This is a genomic window from Microcoleus sp. SVA1B4, from assembly GCF_036700545.1.
GTDB lineage: Bacteria > Cyanobacteriota > Cyanobacteriia > Cyanobacteriales > Microcoleaceae > Microcoleus.
This window is the reverse complement of the sequence record NZ_JAUBPB010000004.1, coordinates 94704-113611: the sequence shown is the minus strand read 5'-3', so window position 1 is coordinate 113611 and position 18908 is coordinate 94704. Positions and strand designations below refer to the sequence as shown.

Here is an 18908-nt window from a genome sequence, read left to right as displayed (position 1 = left end):
CTCATCCTCCGCGCAACTCGACAAACTGGTTGTCAACAGGATTATACACCCAAGCTTTAATTTCTGTTTGGGCGATCGGCAAATTATTATCCGACAAATCAACAGCCCACCTGGCATTATTGTATAACTCAGATTTTAAACTCTCAGCAATGTCGGGACTGTCCAAATTTACATAAGCGTTAGCAAAAAAAGATTTTTTATCCCCGACAGATAGCAGTACAATATTGGGCTGTTGCAATTTTTCTGGCAAAACCGCCCAACCAGCAGCCTTGACAGCCTCATTTTGCTTAACAGTCAAGGATTTATCGCTAGTTTGAGGTTTGTCTAAATAACCGTAAACTTTCTCCGTATTAGAAATAAACTCTACATTTTTCGCGAACTTGATCCAACCTATTTTGTCGATAATTGCAGCGCCTTCTCTCACCAGCCAAGTTTTTTTGCTCAGCACCCTCAAACAGCTTTCCGGCGAATTATCAAAAAAATCCGACGGTTCCAGATAGTTAATTAACTGCAAACAATCTTGAGCGCCTTGTTTGTAAATAACTGCTAATCTAGTTTGGGCGATCGCCTGTTGAGAGTTAACAATAATTGTGGCAATTAACAGCCCTGCCACTACCCGATAAATAAATTTATAATTACGCTTTAACCTTGCTTTTGTTTCTTGATAATTACCTAGAACAAACAATTGCCCTAGCTGAACCACAGCAATTAATAGCAAAATCGAATTAGTCGTATATCTAGACGATTCTAGCGCCTGAATTGCCCCAAATTCTGCCCTCCCCGCCGTAATAAACAGAGCCGATAAAACCGAAAAACCACCTATTGACAGCCAAGGTAAAGCCTCACGATGCTCGGTAATCTTTCTCCCAAAGTGGAACACAAAAAATAAGAAACTTGCAAATATGGCTAATCCAACTAATGCTGAAATTCCAGGCGATCGCACAATTGGCGAACCCAGCAAACTTAAAAAGTAATCAATAACTACAAGCGGCTTATTCAACAATGAAATAATACTTGCTTTGCGACTAGGATGATAATTTATTGAATAAACAGCACAAGTTGTCGCAAACAGCAGCATCCAGACAATAAGTCTTTTTCTTTTCTGCGCCGCATTTCCTTCTACAGCCGCCACAGCGGGAATTGCAGCCAACCAAGACAGCAAGCCTTGCGCGAGGGAAAAACTCGCAACAAAGCATAATACAGCAGCAATAAAGATTCTAATATTAGGCAATAATTTGTGATTTGAAACCAGCGCATAAACCGCAGCGACAAAACAAAAATTTACGAAAAACCAAGCGATTTGAAATCCCCACAGCCAGTTTTCGTGCTGAACTAGAGAGAACAGCAAAATACAAGTTAAAATATTAGCTAAATGCCACAAATCATCCCCGACATTCTTAAGCTGCATCGAGGATAACTTGTACATAGCGATAAAAGTTATCGCAGCCAAACCTATGCTGAGACACAACTGATAATTAATATTCCATCGGGAAGCAAAAGCCAGCACCGCAATAATTATTTTAGGGAAAACTATGCGGTGGTTGCTGTGCAAAGCCCAAAAATCGTTAAACGTTACATTTCCCGCAGCTATTTTTTCAAAAAGGCTAGCTAACCTCCACTCGTCATCAACGGGAACGTTAACGCTAAAATTCGATACAAATCCGATTAATAAGAGGACAGGAATCAGATATAGAGTAAATAATATGATTTTTTTCATTAATATCCAATCCGGTAGCATCGGAATTGTAAAATCTAGTCATATCATGTCCGATCGATTAACCATAATATCCCGGTCGGGGCGGGTTTTTGATATTGTCAATTATTCGCAAGTATTGTTGGTGAACCCGCCCCTACATAAATCGCGATCGCTCGAACGGACATGATATCATCAGATTTTTGACTGACAGTCAACCGTCAACCGTCAACGGTCAACAGTCAACCGTCAACCGTCAACTGTTCGCTACTTAATAGTCTTGAACGTATCCATTTTCCCAGTAAATCGGTTAATAAACATCTGCAAAACAGTCCGCTTGCCGATATTGATATTAGAACTCACTGCCATTCCAGACTGCAAACCAACCTCCACTTCATTTGCCTTGCCCTTGTTCAAAACAAACTTCTGATTTTTGAGCTTAATTTTGGTTTTGAAAGCATAGTATTTCCGCAGTTCAGTAGGAGGCTCAGCATCGCTGCTAATCTCTATCACTTCACCCTGAGCAGTACCAAACTCCATCGCCGGGAAAGCTTCTACATTCACTTCCACAGGCACGCATTGGTATTTCGTCAAACCCAGTTTCTCTCTGTTAATTTCCTTCTCTGGACAAACGCAAATTTTACCTATTTCGCAGTCAATCTTTTCTCCGTCTAATTGCTTGCCGTGATACGGCTCCAATTTTGCCCGCTTCTGTCTCAAAGCATCCAATACCAGAGCCACATTGCTGTTTTCCAGGTAAACAACTGCTTCCAAACCGTTGTCGTCATCCAAAACTTTAAGCAGCTTTTCAGTTTGCTGTGCTTCGTAATAAGCTTCTTCGCAGCGTGCTGGGCGCGGTTCGCCCGGTTTCACCACCGAATTAATAATGGATTGGCATATCGGATCTTTCGCCATATCCAACTTAGCTTTCTCCTTCGTAGAAGGCTTCAAATCGAAGATAACACCGGATACCGGAGCTTTCAGAACTTGAGTGTCGCGGTTTTGTTGAGCCTTTTCTAGCTGAGCGTTCACCTCGGACAACTTTTTCAGGTTTTCCACTTTGAAGCGGCTTAGCTGAGAATCGCTGCTGGCAATTTGTTTCTCGTTTTCAGCAATTTTGGTATAAAGTTCTCTCGCCCAGGCATCCTTGGTATTTTTTAACTGTTCTTGAGCGCGGGCGATGGACTCCTGAATGCGCGCTTGCTCTCCTTGCTGGCGCTGTATGTCAGCACTAATTTTTTGGATGTCGCCTTGACGCGCGTTAATTTCGCCTCGGCGCGTATTGATTTCACCGAGGCGCGTGTTAATTTCGCCCCTGCGAGAGTTGATTTCACCTTCGCGCTGCTTGATTTGATCTTGCTGTTTGAGAACGTCGCTTTGGCCTCTAAAAACATCTTGTTCTTGACGTTCTTTTTGCAGTTCAGCGATGGCTCCTTCCTCCACCAGGGGGGCGAGTCTGCCTAGAATGTTTTGATTCGACTTCAATACTTGTTGCGATTTCGCTAACTGTTCTTGGGCCAAATCTCTCTGAGCCAGGGCGGATTTTACTTGCTCTTGCGAAGAAGTTAACTGCTGCTGGGCATAATTTAATTGGTTCTGGGCAAAACCCAATTGTTGCTGTGCGACTATCATTTGATCGCCGGCAGCTTTCTCAGCATCCTGAGCTTGCTTCAGTTGTTTTTCTAACTCCTGAACTTGCCCTTGGGCTGTAGCGACGCGAGACAGAAATTCATCTTTGTAATTAGCATAAAGTCCTTGCTGAGCAGGAGCAAAATTTCCGCTGGCTCCCCGATTGAGGTACAGTTCGTCAATCAAAGCTTGCAGCACTTGATTTTGTGCCGTAAGGCTCTGTCTGTCCCTGATTGTTGATTCTAGGTTAGAAGGAACAGGGCCTTGAATTTTGCCGTTGACAACATCTTCGTAAAATTTATTTTCCTTTTCCAGAGCTTCTTTAGTTTTCTGAACCGATGTTAAATCGGCACTGGGTGCAACGGGGTTGAAAGTGAGCAGAGGCTGGTTCTTTTCCACACGATCGCCATTTTCAACGTGAAGTCTCACCACAGCGCCCGTAGCAGGTGCTTGGATGTCTCTAGCACCATCTTTGAGTTCCAATTGGCCGACAGCGGGGACAGCTTGCTCTACGCTAGCAAAATAAGCCCAAACTACAGCAGAAGTGGTCATCAGCATGATCATCCACAAAAACAAGTGCGACCAAATCGCTGGTTTTTCGAGAATGACTGGTTGCTCAGAAAGTATTAACGATTTCATAGCCATTTGTTAGTTCTCAGTTGTTAAGGGTTAGCGATCAGTTGTGAGTTGTTAGAGATTAGGTATTCGATGACTCTTGTTGTTGGAAGAGGCAGTAGTAACGCCCTTTAAGAGCCATTAATTCTTTATGAGTTCCCCGCTCGACTACAGAACCTTGATCCATCATAATAATTACATCAGCGTTTTGGATGGTAGTCAGGCGGTGAGTAATGAAAAACACCGTGCGGCCGGCGAAAGCTTCTGCTAAGTTATTGCAAACTTGGCGTTCGGAATGGTAGTCGAGGGCGCTTGTAGCTTCGTCCAAAATCAGCAGTTTCGGGTTTTGCAAAATCGTCCGGGCGATCGCCAAACGCTGTCTTTGACCCCCAGAAAGCGACGAACCACGCTCTCCGACTATCGTATTGTAGCCAGCAGGCAAGCCCATAATAAAATCGTGAGCTACCGCTAATTTCGCAGCTCGCACAATCTCATCCGTACTCGCATCTGGATTACTCAGAGCAATATTTTCCTGTACCGAGCAGTTAAACAGCAAAGTATCTTGCAGCACCACCCCAAGTTGGCTGCGGAGCGAATATAATTCCACCTTGGCAATGTCATAGCCGTCAATAAAAATCCGGCCCGACAGCGGCGGATAAAGACGCTGCAACAGCTTCATCGCCGTACTTTTACCGGAACCGCTTCCCCCCACAATTCCCACAAAACTCCCAGGGGGAAATTCCAAATTAACATTAGCCAATTGCAGTGCCCCGCTCTCCAGGAATCGGAAGGAAACCTCCTCATAGGTAACCTGCCCTTGAATTGCCGGCAGCGGGATATTGCTGCGATCTTCATCGCTGGTTTCCGTCGGCGTATCGACCACATCCTTGAGCATATCGATCGACATCGAGACTTCTTGGAAACTCTGCCAGACGCTCACAAAACGCAGCAGCGAACCAGTCACGTTCCCGGAAATAATTCGGAAAGCAATCAACTGACCCAAAGTAATCTCATTTCCCAGTACCAAATAAGCTCCCACCCACAACTGAGCTAAGTTACCCACCTGGTTTAAAAAGGCGCTAATCGTACCGGCCGTAGTCCCCGTGATAATTGTTTTAAAACTGGCTGTAATGTATTTTGCGTAGCGGCTCGACCACTCCCAGCGGGATTTCAATTCAATATTTTGAGCCTTAACAGTTTGAATCCCGCTGACTACTTCCACTAAATAAGATTGAGAGTCAGCAAAACGCATATTTCTCTGTTTGATCAGGCGCAGGACCAGCGGATTGATTAGAACAATCATCAGCCCTAGTACCGGTACCACTGCCAAAGATACAAACGTTAGCTGCACGCTGTAGGAGAGCATCACGGCGACGTAAACCACCGAAAATACCGCATCGAGAACCACTGTCAGAGCTGTACTCGTCATGAATTCCCGAATCTGGCCCATCATGCTGAATTTGTAAACCAGATCTCCGACGCGCCGATTGTCAAAGTAATTCTGGGGCAGCCGGAGCAAGTGGTCGATGACTTCTGCACTCAATTTGACATCAATGCGGTTTGAGGTATCTATAAACAAAAAGGTACGCAAACCGTTGAGCAGTCCTTCAAACAGGGCAACACCTAACAGAAATGCTCCCAAAATATCCAAGGTGTCAATGCTGCGCTGACCTAATACTTTATCAATAATTACTTGGCTGATTAATGGGTTGGCTAGACCAAATAACTGTACAAAAAACGAAGCGAGCAACACCTCAAAAAACACTGTCTTGTGTTCCATCAGCGCCGGCACAAACCACCAGAAGCTGAACTGCTCTTTTTGTTCGACTTGCGGAGCTTGCAGCAGCAGGACTTCTCCTGATTCTCCCCAGATTTCTTTAAACTGAGGTATCCGCTTCCGCATTAACCCTTTTTCGGGCGTGGCCATCACCAATTCTTGCTCGGTGATGCTGTAAATAATGGCAAAGCTGGTTTCCCATTTAATCATTACGGGAGCTTTGATGCGGTTGATGGCTTCTGCGGGCACTTGCGCCAATTGGGGCGTGAGGCCGATGCTTTGGGCGATCGCCCCGCAGGCTTGCATACTGATAGAACCGGCGGTTTTTAACTGATTTTCTAGAACTTTGCGGATGATATCTCGACGAAACTTGAGGCCGAAATACTTGCTCAACATCTGGAAGCAAGCAAGCGGGGCCTCAATCTGCCCTTTGGCGCGGAAAACTGGGTATCTCCCGGCATCCTTTGGTTGGTCGGTTTTGGGTTCTGGGGGACGATCGGGGGCGTCTATAACCGTGATCGAGGTTCCGTTGGGCGGATTCTGCCCAGAGCCTCCTGTCTCTGTCGTGCCATTTAATGAGTCTGTTTCGGGTTGGGGTTCGGGGGGTTCCCGGAAGCCGACCAAGCGGGCGCCGAGGCGGCCTTCTACTTTTAAGGATTTGGCTGCGTTTTCCACAGAGAAGCGGCTGCCGGTGGGAAAGTCGCCCAAGACGCCGCTGCTGACGAGCCAAATTCGATCGGCATCTAGCTCTTTGGCGATGTCTTGAGTTTTTTTGTTGCCGTTTGGTACGTTGACAACTGTCGCATCTTGCCAAGCTTGCAGGGTGAGTTCCTTGAGATTGGAAGTGCCGTCGGCTTGGCGCTGCAATTCCAGGCTCAACAGTTCAAATACTTCGCTCAAGGAACAGTGTTCGCGAAAGGCTTCTCCAAATGTCGGCTGTTTTTCCAGTACGCTCAGGAAATCTTCGGCAGGTAGGACGATCGCGATCACATCTGTAGAAGCAATCGCCGTTTCGCAGGGAACTCCTCTGAGCAAGCCAGCCCAGCCCAAGATTTCCTTCGACTGCACCAAGCGTAAACTTACGTGGCGCTGCGAGCGCTGGTCAAAGCCCAGCAGCCGGGCCTGGCCTTGATAGATAATTGCCACCTGAGTCGGCATTTTTTCCCGTTCAAACAGGGGTTGCCCCGTCCGGTAGCCAAGGAGTTGGCATTTAGCCACCAAGGCTGTCAGAGCCGTCTCTGACATTCGGTCAAAGGGAGGTGTTTGAGCTAGGAAATCCTGAATTTGGGAGAGGGAAACAGCGGAAGAAGTCATCCAATTTTAGATTTTAGATTTTAGATTTTAGATTGAATCCAGGGGGTTTTTGTCAGGATGCTACGCTTTTTCAAGTCTCCACGGATAAATCCGGGGGCCCCTGACCAACTTGCTTGATTGTCATGAAATTGAAGACACGGAGGAGAGGGGCTGTAGCGGGCCTATTTGCGATATCTGTTCGGCGAGCCAGCTTTCAAATAGTTCGTTAATCAAGTGCAGCCGCATCGATTCATCGAGCTGGGCCGGCATGAACTTTTCTAGTCGAATAATTACCATCCATTCTGCCAGAGGACGCGGCGTCCAGAGTTGATTTGGCTGGCTGACAGACAAAAGTTTGCTGATTGCCGGGTGGGGCTGGCTGAGGGGTACTGGGCCCAACAAGCCGCCTGACTTGGACTCCGGCCCTTCGGAATAGTCGCGGGCCACTTCAGCAAAGGTTTGTTCCCCTTCGAGGATGCGAAAGTAAAGTTCGTTTGCCAGTGCTGGATTTTTGGTGCGTACCAGGGAATAGACTACGTGGTCTAGGCTGGCTTTGCGGGTTAAAAAATAATTATCTACTTTAGGTCTCCAAGTGGCTTGCTTAAATTTTTCGATCAGCAAGGGCCTAACGGCCATCTCTTGAAGTTCTTCTTCCGTCATATTTTGGCCGCGCAGCCAAGCTTCTTTGGCTTCCGGGGCTGTCAGTTGGTGTTGTGCCAGAAAGTCAAGGACAGCGGATTTTCGTTCTTCGTCGCTGCAACTAAAGGATGCGATCGCTTGGTCTACTATTACACCCCGCAAGAATTGTGGCATCAACTGATACCGCTTCAGGAGCGATGGCATATCCTGAGCTTGCAGTAATTTATCGCCTATTTGAAAAAGTCCTGTCATTTTTTTTTCTCCAACTGACTTGCGCTTCCCCTTTTAATTTAGCTGTGGCAGGAAAAGAGCGACAACCACTAACCCCTCGATTCCCCGATGATAGCAGACCGTCAGTGGGCTAGCGCTATTGCTGTCTATTTCTTGACGCTCTGCCTAGCGAGGGGTTCCCCGCGGGGCTCAGAATGGTAACGGGATGCGAGAGTGGGAGAGTGGGAAAATCTTCCCTCAACATCTATCCGTTAAATCCCGTACACTGCTTAGTTGCTGAACTTCCTTCTTCCTTCATCCTTCACTCTCGGAATAGTCTTTCAAAGAGTGCTTCGAGTTGGGTCGAGCAAGCGCGACTGTCGAGATATTTGGGGTTTGCTGCCATTTTTTGCTGGATTCGCTCGCGGTAGTGCCGGCGCAGTTCTGGGTTGGTTCCCAGTGCTGTGTTCAGCTCTAAATAAGAGTTCTCGCTGTCAGCTACCAGTTCCGGAATTAGTAGTTCTTCGAGCACTGCGGCTGATTGTCGCGATCGAGTTTTTTGCCCTTTTCTTACCACTACAGGCAACCCCACCAACAGGGGTTCTGCTAAGAAGCAGCCACTGCTGTATGGATAGGAGTCTAAATATATATCAGCCAATTCCAGACATTTTATGCAATCGGCGCGAGATGGCAGCGCCTTAATCACAACTAAGCGCTTTTTGTCAATCCCAAATTCGGCAAAGAGCGATCGAATTTGGTTGTAAAAAGGCACCGTCGGATAGTTTTCATTGCGGGAACTAAAGGGATACAAAACTAAAATAGAATTTGGTACCGCCGCAATAATTTTGGCCCAAGTTTCTCTCAATTCTGGGATAATTGTTAAAGCTGGAGCGCCGGACATGAACACTACAGATTCGTCTGTAGCTCCCCAACTCCTGCGAGTCGGTTCAACTGTGGCAGGTGCTGATCCTACAGTATAGCTTAAACAAACTCCCGACCCTTTTAAAGTAATTAATTTTTCGCGATACTCTGCTGCAGCACCTGCGGGCAATGTCAAATCTCCAGCAATGAAATAATCGATATTTCGGCTTCCGGTGGTTGCGGGGGTTGATGCACCAGTAGCTATTTGCACCCGCGCTAGTCGGTGCAGGCACAGCAGCGCGCTTGGTTGAGAAGTGTCGGTAGTATTGGTGCAGATTAGCAGAATATCTAAATCGTGCGATCGCATTTCTCGGACTTGATTGGGCAAAGCTTCTGACAGTTGCACCAGTTTGTCGGCGCAACTTTCGCAATATTTCCCCAGTCGCTCGTCTTGTACCTGGAAATAGTACACGATAATTTCAAATTTGCTTCTGTCTAAATATTCAAAACTCGAAATTGCTGCACGAGTCTCGGATTCCTCACTAATTTTATCCAGCAAAAAGCCAACTCTGATTTTAGTTCTTTCAGGTTCTCTCTGAGGAAAATTCCATTCTATTTGACTGCCGATATTTTTCAAATAAAATTCCAGAATATCAGCTCGCTGACTCAATATATTGAGCAGATTTACCTCGCTCAAATACAAAGCTTGGAATCTAACATTTTTCGCAATAAAATCCGCCAAATAACGCCAAACCTCTGAATCGGGGAAACTGGCGATATTAGCTGCGACGTACTTGATTAACTGCTGGAAATATTCTGAGTACATTTCAACTTCCGACTTGGGTTGAAACTGATATCTTGCACCCTTCTCAATTACTTGTTTAGGAACAGGCAAGATGCCTGTTCCACCAGCAAATTCATCTGTTGTGGAACCAACAGGCAAGATGCCTGTTCCACCAGCAAATTCATCTTGTGTGGAACCAATAGGCAAGATGCCTGTTCCACCAGCAAATTCATCTGTTGTGGAACCAACAGGCAAGATGCCTGTTCCACCAGAAAATTCATCTGTTGTGGAACCAACAGGCAAGATGCCTGTTCCACCAGAAAATTCATCTTGTGTGGAACGGGCATCTTGCCCGTTCTTGACAATGCCACCTCTCCTTTGAAAATAATTCGGTGACTGAAATAGGAATTTCAGAAAATCGTCAAAAAACCACTGGGGAATCGCTGCATTTTTATACTCAAGTGGCAACTGATAAGCGTCGCGGTACAGCATCGCTGCGAGGAGATATGGCATCTTCTCGGCAATTTCCCCTCCTGCAGCAAGTTTCGAGGATAACTGCTGGACAAAACTTTGTTCTGACTCAGTTAAAGTTTCATTTTTGAGGGCGCTATCTAGTAGCAATTTATGAGCTTTCCCCATGTCTTTCGAGTAAGCACTTTCTAATTTTTCCGCTGGCAAATTCAGCCAATATTCCGCTAGCTGTTGGCGGTATGGGCGCAGCGCGAGAAGAGGCTGTTTTGAGGGAAATTTATTGTATTGATCGAGCAGTGGTGATAATTCTGATAAACTCGGCTGGGTTCTCAATGCCAACTTATGGCGGATTGTCTGTTTGATTTGTTGATCCAGGAAACTGTAATCAGGACTATTTAGTAGTTTTTTGTAAAATCTGACTACATCTTTATGGTTTTCCCCAGCGGCGAAGTTTTTCCAAGTTTGTTGTTCGGGATGAATCCGCAGTGATGACAGTTTTTCATCGACAAATCCGATGTGATAGTTACCCATGATTCGCCACCACATATCTAAGTCTACATACTGAGATAATCCCGAATCAAATAATCCTATTTCTTCAAAGACTCGCGCGGCAATTAAGACGGTACTCGGTTCGCCAATTTTGTTTATCGGGTTGTTCAAGCATTTAGTATCTGCGAGTAATTCTTTTCCTGGCTGAATAGATTTTAAATTAGACCAACTTTTATGCAAATCTTTAATTGATTGGGAAGCTTTCCGCAAAATTGGGTTAGATTCATTGTCAGCTATGGTGATGCCACGCGGGGAGAAAACCATACCTATTTTGGGGTTTTCTTGGGCGAGTGCGACCATTTTTTCAATACATTCTGGTGCGAGCAAGTCGTCTTGAAAGAGAAATTTAATGTATTGACCTGTTGCTTGGGATATGCAAAAATTCCAGTTTGGTGATAAGCCGTAGTTGCGGTGCAGTATGATGCGGAAATCGACTGAGGTTTGTGATTGGAATGATTGGGCGATCGCAATTGTGCGGTCTGTGGAGCCGTCATCGGATATAATCAGTTCTATGTTAGGGTATGTTTGGGCCAAAGCACTTTTGATTGCTTCCCCAATAAATGCTTCTCCGTTGTATGTCGGAATGCAAATGCTAACCTTCGGCTGCTCGTTTGGCAGTTCTCCTTTTGCTTGACTTTGTTGCTGTGATGGCGGCAAGTTAGCCCTAATTTTGGCAGACTTCGCTTTGGCTGTTCCTGACAGAGGTATGCTTTGAAAGTTATCGGTAATCTCGGCAATATATTCGAGACGTTTTCTAATTTTATTCCCTGTAACTTGCGGGTTGAGTAAAGTCTTAATTTCCTCAGCGGCTATCGCTCCAATTTGTTGAGCTTCCCGGTGATTGTTGAAGACGTACCGCATTAAATCCGCAGCGTGTTCGACATCCGCTTGGGCCCAAACATTGCCTTTTTTGTAAGGCCCGCAATCTTGCTCAATTGGGATTAACTTATACTTGACTAAATAGCTATTTCCGACATTCATAAATTCTGTATTTGATGAATAGCCGGTGGCAATTACGGGTTTTCCGTAAAACATGGCTTCAGCCATTGTTAAGCCGAAGCCTTCGCAGCGGTGCAGCGATACGTAACAGTCGCAATTATAGAGCAAGCCGTTAAGTTTATTTTTGGACAAATACCCGTCTAGATGTTTGATATTTGAATTATTTGCTAGGGCTGAGTTTAAGGATGCTTGCGCCGCTGAAAATTTGTGGGAATTAGAAGATTTGATGACCAATAATACGCTGTTATCTTCCCCAAAAGCTTGCTTAAATGCTTGAACTGTCGCTAAACTATTTTTGCGCTCGATGCGGCTGGAAAAGTCGAAGACAAACAAGAAAATAAATTTATCTTTAGGTAAATTCAGTGCTTCTCTGTTCAGGGAAGGTGCGGGGAGAGCAATACTGGGCATGATTTTGATAACGGGAATTGGCGAGACTGCTGAAATTGCCTCGGCGCAATAGTTGCTGTAAGTCCATATTTCGTGAAAGTTATTAAATGCTGGCTGCCATTCTGGGGGAAATTCGGGAAGTTCCCAGGCCCAAAATCCGATATTGTATTTGTTTTCAAAATAGCTGGAACCTCTATCTTTGATAAAGGTTGCAACTTCATCGGCGTTGACTTGAATTAAGTTTACGGGATGGGGATTGTCTTGGCTAAAGTTTTGATAGGTGGTGTCTTGTTTGCGGTGGGGACTGCGGGTAAAATTGTTGATAATGAAGGGAATGTTGGCTGCTTCTGCGGCTCTGATGTTGGCTCGGACACCTTCTCCTATGCCAAATTCGCCGCTGATGTAGCCGGCGATGTTCATTCCTAGATTAGGGTTCATAGTTTCTAATGTATTTAGCAAATTGTTGGGTTAATTTTTTTTGGGAAAAAGCCGAATTAATTGAGTTTTTCTATCGCGCTGAATGAGGGTAGGGGTTGAGAATAAATTATAATTTTGCTCAATTTTTGCTAAGATATAGGAATGCTTGTATGATGGGTGAATAAGATTAAATGAACCGCAGAGGGCGCAGAGAACGCAGAGGAAGAGAAGAGAGGGAATAGAAAGGGTTGGCAACAGAAAATAGGGTGCTTGACAAATGTGCCGATCGCCATTGTATACTGGCATCGCAATGCTAACCTTCGGCTGGTGGTCTGTCGGCATGGGTTGCTCTGTTTTATTTTACGATCAACTAATCAGGAATTTTAGACAAAGTGATCGATCGCGTCAACCACGACCTCTTGAAGCTGCTACCGCCGGATGCTAAAGTCATTGTTGAAATTGGCTGCGGTACGGGTTCGACGGGCGAACAGTACAAGCTGATCAATCCCCATTGTCAGTATATTGGCATTGAATGCGATCGAGAAAAAGCTAAAATTGCAGTCGATCGGCTAAACTGGGTGACGGTAGCCGATATTGAAGAAATTGCTCTCGAAAGTCTCGACATCGCCCCAGGAACCGTCGATTGTTTGGTTTTTGGCGACTTGCTACCCTATCTCAAAAACCCTTGGGAAGTGCTCAAGCAGTACAGTGGTTTGCTGAATCCAGAGGGGCAAATTCTCGCCAGAATCCCTAATGTTCAATACTGGCGGCGAATTGTCAATCTGTTGCGGGGACAGTGGGAAAATCCCGACAACAAGATGCAGCACTGGTTTACCCTAGAAAGTATTAAATCACTATTTGCTCAAGCCGGATTGCAGGTTTATGAATTTCAAGGGAAGGGACACAAAACCGAAAATTTTGTCCAGTTTCAGCAATTGCTGCATCCAATGGTACAGGCTTTAGAGCTAACATCGAGCAGTTTTGCTACGGAAACCGGTGCTGAATATTATATCGTGCGATCGACCAAATCGACCCTACCTGCGCGCAGACTGCTGATTCAGACTATCATTATGGCTCCTACAGGGTGCGATCGTGTGCGAGTTTTGGAACCGGACAAATTTAGCGCCACAATTCCCGGTGTCCGCACCGTATCCGGCGTGAAAACAGCAGGATTAATTCCCCCCCTACCGGAAGAAGAAAAAGTCTTCATTTGGCAGCGGACAATCATGCAATATCCCGGCTATATTCCCCAACTCAAAGAACTGTTGCAACAAGGCTATTTAATAGTAGCTGAAATTGACGACAACCCCATTCGCCGCCGCGAATACGCCGACAATAATTACCTCAGCTATCGCGGCTGTCACTGCGTTCAAACTTCTACGGAACCGCTAGCAAAAATTTTGCGGTCTTACAATCCTAATGTTACTGTATTTCCCAATCAATTAGCTTATCTACCTCCGCCGCGAATTTATCCGGCAGAAGATACAGTCACAATTTTTTTTGGTGCACTCAACCGCGAAAAAGATTGGCAGCCGATTATGGCAGCAATCAATCGAGTTTTAGTCGCACAAAAGCACCGGATTCGAGTTAAAGTAATCCACGACAGCAAATTTTTTGAAGCCTTGAAAATACAGCAAAAAGAATTTGAACCATTTTGCAGTTACGAACGGTATCAAGAAATTATGTACAGTTGCGATATAGCTTTGCTCCCGCTTGTTTCCAACCCGGTTAACGAAACAAAATCCGACTTAAAATTTATTGAATGTGCAGCGCGGGGAGTAGCGGTGCTGGCAAGTCCCACTGTGTACGAACATTCCATAGTCGAAGGTGAAACCGGATTGATTTATAGATATGAAAAAGAGTTTGAAACCAAACTAAATTCGCTGATTTCAGACACTTCTCGGCGCCGGAAAATAGCCGCGAATGCTTACGAATGGGTGCGGGACAACCGCTTACTGTGTGGGCACTACCGGCAGCGGCGAGATTGGTACTTACAGATGCGAGACGAGTTGCCACGTTTAAATGCTGAGTTGCGCGATCGCCTGCCGGAGTTATTTGGTGACTAAGTGCGGTAAGATTTATAGGGTTATTGTGCGATCGTTCTGTTTTATTGTTTAATTTTTAATTTTTACTCCACACCTATGCGAATTCTATTCACTATTGCTCACTTTTACAATCCCAGCGGCGACGGGAAACACGCTTCCCAGCGAAATGATCCGCAACCACGACTAAATGCTTTAACCGCTTGCGTGACATCGCTGCAAGCTTTGTACGGCAAATCTCAGTCCATGATTGACATTAGGGAATGTGCAACTATCCCAGCAAATCAATCTCAACAGCACGAAATTGACATTGTTGTTTGCACTACTCAAGGTTATCATCTGTTGCCTCAACTCCCAGTGCAGCCCAGATGTTTTATGCACCATGCTACCAAATGCGAACCGCTGCTGTTGGGGTTTGAGTGTCAAGCAGTTTTGCGAGCGTGTCTTAACAAATACGATTATTTCTGTTACTTGGAAGATGATTTAGTTCTGCATGATCCGTGGTTTTTTAGTAAATTAAACTGGTTTACGCATCACGGAGGAAATGGGAATTTGCTGCAACCTAATCGCTATGAAATCGCGCCTAAAGGCGCGGTTTTTAAAGCATATGTTGATGGTGATTTAGCAGACTCAGCGACTTCTGCGTTTCAAAATGTAGAGGAGCAGCGGCAGTTAACGGGAAAAATCATGGAACAAAAAATCGCTTTTGAGCGGGCGTTGAATCCTCATTCCGGCTGCTATTTTTTGAATGCGGAACAGATGGCACACTGGGCTAAGCAGTCTCATTTTTTGGATAGGGATACTAGCTTTATCGGCCCGCTGGAAAGCGCGGCGACTTTAGGAATTATGCGGACTTTTAGAGTTTACAAGTCAACTCCTGCTTATGCTAATTTTTTGGAGATTCAACATTTTGGAGCGAGTTTTCTGAACTTGATTGGTAATAAGGTGAGAGTGCCGGAAGCAGGATGAGTTAAGATATTCAGGTAAGCTGCAATACTTGAGAGGTAGCATGACCCCGGCAACCGAAAAGATTGTCCTTCCCTCTCCTTTCCCCGACCACACTCAACTGCCAGAGGAAGACGGCACTTTTGTGAAGAATTTTCAGGAGCATCCCCAGAGCATTATTTTGACTGATTCTATCGGGTCGGTATTGCAAGGGCTTCATCCCGATGGGCAATATGCTATAGGGCAAGACTGCGGCATCTACTGGCGTGAAACTGACCCGCTTGAAAAGGGAGCCGAAGCTCCAGACTGGTTCTACGTGCCGAACGTGCCACCAACACTAGGAAATCAGATTCGTCGCTCTTACGTGCTGTGGCGGGAATTCATGGCTCCGATGATTGCTTTGGAGTTCGCATCAGGAGATGGTTCAGAAGAGCGGGACACAACCCCACTATCGTACTCGGAAGTTGGAGCGGCGCAAAGGCCTGGGAAGTTTTGGGTATATGAGCGGATCATGCGGATTCCGTATTATGGCATCTATGAGATCAATAGTGGCAGGCTGGAGGTTTACAGCCTGAACAATGGGTTTTACCAGCAGTTGCTTCCGAACGATCGCGGTCATTATCCGATCGCGCCAATGGGCGTAGAATTAGGATTGTGGCAAGGCAGTTATCAAAACCAGACAATGCTGTGGCTGCGGTGGTGGGACAGCGAGGGCAATTTGCTGCTGACAGGTACAGAACGAGCTTCCTTAGCAGAGCAGGCTTTGAGTGCAGAAGCCCAAGCGCGGCGGGATGCTATCCCTCGGTTGTTGGCAATGGGATTGAATACACAGCAAGTGGCAGAAGCACTGGGTTTATCAGTAGAGGAAGTTAGCCAGCATTCACAATCTTAATGTCGCTTTTTATTAAGAGACTATTGACTTGTAGGGTGCATCTCACATCTTGCACCATTCTCAGGAACAGCCAAGATATTCTCATGAACAGGCAAGATGCCTGTTCCACAAAGAATGAGTTTTCTTGTGGGGAGTAGGGGTTGGGCATCCTGCCCGCCCGTAAGTCCTACTATTTTACAGCAGTCAAAACATCGCCGATTTTAACTGTGCCGCTGTTGATAATTTTGGCTAAAACTCCAGTTTGTGCGTGACCGAATTCCTTTTGGAGTAAAGTGAGTAGGGAAATATCCCGATCGCCCGTTTGTGGATTCACTTCTATATTGACACAGCGACCGATTCGTGCTGTAACTTCTATGAGCGCCGTGCCTAATTGAAACTGTTTTCCGATCAACTCAAATTCAGACCAAGCTGCCATACCTTCTAGCACAATGTTCGGGCGAAAGCGGCCCACGTCAATGTTTTGAACAGCGATTTCTGTTAATTGGTCTAATGTGGCTTGACTGAGTAAAGAAATGTGTACGGGTTCTCGATCGGGATAACGAGTTTCGCCGCTGCTGTCGCCGACTAAGTGCAAAGGTGCAAACTGCGGGTGTCTCGCTTCTTTTGTGGGTTCAATTGCCGCCAGATATTCTGTGAAAAAAGTGCCGATGCGATCGCGCCCCGCTGCTGTGTTCGTTTCTGCAGATAACACTTCAACTCCTTGACGTTTGACTGTTAAAACGGTCGTTTCCGGTTGATAATCGCATTCTAAAGCTGCTAACAGAGGCCAATCGTTTTGGACAGCAAAATTTTTTTTGCTCATCCAAGGCACATTGTCAGCAGGCATCTTTGCAGCTTCCAGATTATCTGCAAACATTAAGGCAAAAGCTCGATCGCCCTTAATTCCATGTCCTGCTGTTAAAGCAAACTCGGACATTTCTTGCGGTGTCAGCCCTTTAATTGGATAAATAAATAACTGTTTTATTGTTGCAGATATCATAAATTTTAGGAATTTACTACACTTTTAAATCTCACTCTTATCCCCCCCTTTTTGTAGGGCGGTGCCCCCGTGCCCGCCCCTTTTGTAGGGGCGGTGCCCCCGTGCCCGCCCCTTTTTTGTAGGGGGTAAAAGCTATTTTATAAACCTTAATCAAATTGCGATCAAAACCTGATTAAGCTAGCAATTCATAGCGGCGGATATCTGGAGGCCCAACGGCCAAACCGTCTAATTTCTGCACGGCGTCTTGAATGTGAGTTGAACCGAGATGTAGTTCGAGCAAATCTGCACTTTCCCACTCTTCAACAAACGTAAAATCTGTGGGATCGGCTTGATTTTGCAGGAGTTCGTATTTGATGCAGCCTTTTTCTCGGCGAGTTGGTTCTATAATGCTCAGCAGCAGAGATTTAAGTTCTGCTACTTTGTCGGGAAAGGCAGCGAGGCGGGCAACTACTCGCAAGGTTGGTTGGGACATAGGAGAAAAAAGTCACAGATAGGACGATCGAACTTACCGATTTTTACTTGGCAAACTCAGCAAAACACGATTTTACTTAAAATAACCTAAAGAGATCGAGCGGTCAATCGATTTTAGATTTTAGATTTTAGATTTTAGATTAAAGAATTGCAGCATTGACTTGCGCGAGATAAATACGTTCGGCAAGTTTCATCGGATACAGGTTTTTTATTTCTGGGTTCTGAGTCTGCTTTCGGAATGAATCACGTGGCGGGTATCCTGGATGCTTTCGGTCAATCGCAGTAAAATCAGCCCAGGACGCGCTCAATTCTCAGAAACCAGGTTTGTTGCCAAATTATTCGTTACCAACCGCAGAGCGTCGTATAAACCGGGTTTATAGAGATATTTTGGCAAATACCGGAGGCACTCAATCTTTGGGATAAAATCGCTTGTTTTCTGTAGAATATTCCCAGGCGAGATCCTCCGGGTCTTTTTCGCGACTCCACTGAGCAAACTCCGGCTTAAGTTTCCACTTGCCGATCGTACTTGCGTGAACTTTGAACCTGCGGGATAGTTCCGTCTGGGTAAAAGAGATTTTGGGCTTTTGAGGAGTCTTGGTTTGAGCAATGGGGAATAAATTTGGTTTTTTCTCTTGTGTTTTTTCCCGATTTGTGGGAGGCTCTTGAACAGCTATTGCCGCATTAGCTGTTTCGCTTTGATTGACAGTTGGAGCTATTTGAAAATAATACAAAATTCCGCCTTGTTCCGTCACTTCAAAATCTGCGGCAAACTCAGAGGCTCGTTCGTCGAGATACTCTTGAACCTTTTCTCCGGGGAGTTTCGCATTCATCGCCAAATCCAAAGCCGTAACTCGCCCTTGATTTTCCTTGATCAACTTATAGAAAACCGAGTCTAAATGAGCGAGTTTGTGTTTTTGCTGCTGGTGGTAGAGCTTGTAAGCCCAAGCAATGCCCGCTGTGGTGGCGATCGCCCAAAACATCCTTCCCGACTCGAAACTGGCAACCGCCGTCAAGGAAATAGGCAAAAGCAGGGTAAGATATCCCCAAATGCTTCCCTTCTTTAGGTTATTGCTGTTTTTGACCATAGTTCCTAAACAGGTACGTAGTTTAGCTTAGTAGAGCGTGTCTGAATGCCGCGAAAGTTGTTCGACAGTCGATATATCGATCGGCCCGCTGACACACCCAAAAACGGATACTGTGCCGCGTTCACTCGCCTTGTGGACAATCCCTAATTTTAGACCAAAGTTCCAGCTCC

11 protein-coding genes are annotated in these 18908 nt (G+C 45.7%); 3 read left to right on the top strand and 8 right to left on the bottom strand.

Features of this window, described 5'->3' with window-relative positions:
* Nucleotide 1: 1 nt before the first annotated feature.
* The 5 genes from QT987_RS03490 to QT987_RS03470 form a co-directional block, all read right to left on the bottom strand.
* Nucleotides 2-1717 (bottom strand): hypothetical protein, encoded by a 1716-nt coding sequence (locus tag QT987_RS03490; RefSeq protein ID WP_333237283.1) that lies wholly within the window; start codon nucleotides 1715-1717, stop codon nucleotides 2-4.
* A 243-nt stretch (nucleotides 1718-1960) separates the two neighbouring features.
* The gene (locus QT987_RS03485; protein ID WP_333237281.1) at nucleotides 1961-3961 is read right to left on the bottom strand and encodes a chromosome partitioning protein ParA; all 2001 of its coding nucleotides are present in this window, start codon (nucleotides 3959-3961) and stop codon (nucleotides 1961-1963) included.
* 58 nt (nucleotides 3962-4019) lie between these two features.
* Nucleotides 4020-7028 (bottom strand): peptidase domain-containing ABC transporter, encoded by a 3009-nt coding sequence (locus QT987_RS03480; RefSeq protein WP_333237279.1) that lies wholly within the window; start codon nucleotides 7026-7028, stop codon nucleotides 4020-4022.
* 120 nt (nucleotides 7029-7148) lie between these two features.
* The gene (locus QT987_RS03475) at nucleotides 7149-7898 is read right to left on the bottom strand and encodes a peptidylprolyl isomerase (protein ID WP_333158023.1); all 750 of its coding nucleotides are present in this window, start codon (nucleotides 7896-7898) and stop codon (nucleotides 7149-7151) included.
* A gap of 280 nt (nucleotides 7899-8178) precedes the next feature.
* The gene (locus QT987_RS03470; RefSeq protein ID WP_333237277.1) at nucleotides 8179-12345 is read right to left on the bottom strand and encodes a glycosyltransferase; all 4167 of its coding nucleotides are present in this window, start codon (nucleotides 12343-12345) and stop codon (nucleotides 8179-8181) included.
* Between the two features lie 371 nt (nucleotides 12346-12716).
* On the opposite strand from QT987_RS03470, the gene QT987_RS03465 reads away from it, so the two are divergent.
* The 3 genes from QT987_RS03465 (at nucleotide 12717) to QT987_RS03455 (ending at nucleotide 16203) form a co-directional block, all read left to right on the top strand.
* Nucleotides 12717-14390, top strand: a complete 1674-nt coding sequence (locus QT987_RS03465; protein ID WP_333237275.1) for a methyltransferase domain-containing protein — start codon at nucleotides 12717-12719, stop codon at nucleotides 14388-14390.
* A 75-nt stretch (nucleotides 14391-14465) separates the two neighbouring features.
* A complete protein-coding gene (locus QT987_RS03460) occupies nucleotides 14466-15335 on the top strand; it encodes a calcium-binding protein (protein WP_333237273.1) in 870 nt (289 codons plus the stop codon).
* A 40-nt stretch (nucleotides 15336-15375) separates the two neighbouring features.
* On the top strand, nucleotides 15376-16203 hold the full coding sequence (locus QT987_RS03455) for a Uma2 family endonuclease (RefSeq protein WP_333237271.1): 828 nt from the start codon (nucleotides 15376-15378) through the stop codon (nucleotides 16201-16203).
* A gap of 169 nt (nucleotides 16204-16372) precedes the next feature.
* Here QT987_RS03455 and QT987_RS03450 read toward each other — a convergent pair whose 3' ends face one another.
* The 3 genes from QT987_RS03450 to QT987_RS03440 all read right to left on the bottom strand — a co-directional run bounded on the left by QT987_RS03450 (nucleotide 16373) and on the right by QT987_RS03440 (nucleotide 18738).
* Nucleotides 16373-17182, bottom strand: coding sequence for an MOSC domain-containing protein (locus QT987_RS03450; protein WP_333237269.1), 810 nt, complete (start codon nucleotides 17180-17182; stop codon nucleotides 16373-16375).
* A 172-nt stretch (nucleotides 17183-17354) separates the two neighbouring features.
* Nucleotides 17355-17654: a putative quinol monooxygenase gene (locus tag QT987_RS03445; RefSeq protein ID WP_333237267.1), complete on the bottom strand. Its 300-nt coding sequence runs from the start codon at nucleotides 17652-17654 to the stop codon at nucleotides 17355-17357.
* A 406-nt stretch (nucleotides 17655-18060) separates the two neighbouring features.
* Nucleotides 18061-18738 carry a hypothetical protein gene (locus tag QT987_RS03440; protein WP_333237265.1) on the bottom strand — a complete coding sequence of 226 codons (678 nt, stop codon included), beginning with the start codon at nucleotides 18736-18738 and terminating at the stop codon, nucleotides 18061-18063.
* Nucleotides 18739-18908 lie beyond the last annotated feature (170 nt).

Excerpts from the sequence above, each read along its gene's own strand:
- QT987_RS03490 (WP_333237283.1), bottom strand. The coding sequence starts at position 1,717 with ATGAAAAAAATCATATTATTTACTCTATATCTGATTCCTGTCCTCTTA.
- QT987_RS03485 (WP_333237281.1), bottom strand. The coding sequence starts at position 3,961 with ATGAAATCGTTAATACTTTCTGAGCAACCAGTCATTCTCGAAAAACCA.
- QT987_RS03480 (WP_333237279.1), bottom strand. The coding sequence starts at position 7,028 with ATGACTTCTTCCGCTGTTTCCCTCTCCCAAATTCAGGATTTCCTAGCT.
- QT987_RS03475 (WP_333158023.1), bottom strand. The coding sequence starts at position 7,898 with ATGACAGGACTTTTTCAAATAGGCGATAAATTACTGCAAGCTCAGGAT.
- QT987_RS03470 (WP_333237277.1), bottom strand. The coding sequence starts at position 12,345 with ATGAACCCTAATCTAGGAATGAACATCGCCGGCTACATCAGCGGCGAA.
- QT987_RS03460 (WP_333237273.1), top strand. The coding sequence starts at position 14,466 with ATGCGAATTCTATTCACTATTGCTCACTTTTACAATCCCAGCGGCGAC.
- QT987_RS03455 (WP_333237271.1), top strand. The coding sequence starts at position 15,376 with ATGACCCCGGCAACCGAAAAGATTGTCCTTCCCTCTCCTTTCCCCGAC.
- QT987_RS03450 (WP_333237269.1), bottom strand. The coding sequence starts at position 17,182 with ATGATATCTGCAACAATAAAACAGTTATTTATTTATCCAATTAAAGGG.
- QT987_RS03445 (WP_333237267.1), bottom strand. The coding sequence starts at position 17,654 with ATGTCCCAACCAACCTTGCGAGTAGTTGCCCGCCTCGCTGCCTTTCCC.
- QT987_RS03440 (WP_333237265.1), bottom strand. The coding sequence starts at position 18,738 with ATGGTCAAAAACAGCAATAACCTAAAGAAGGGAAGCATTTGGGGATAT.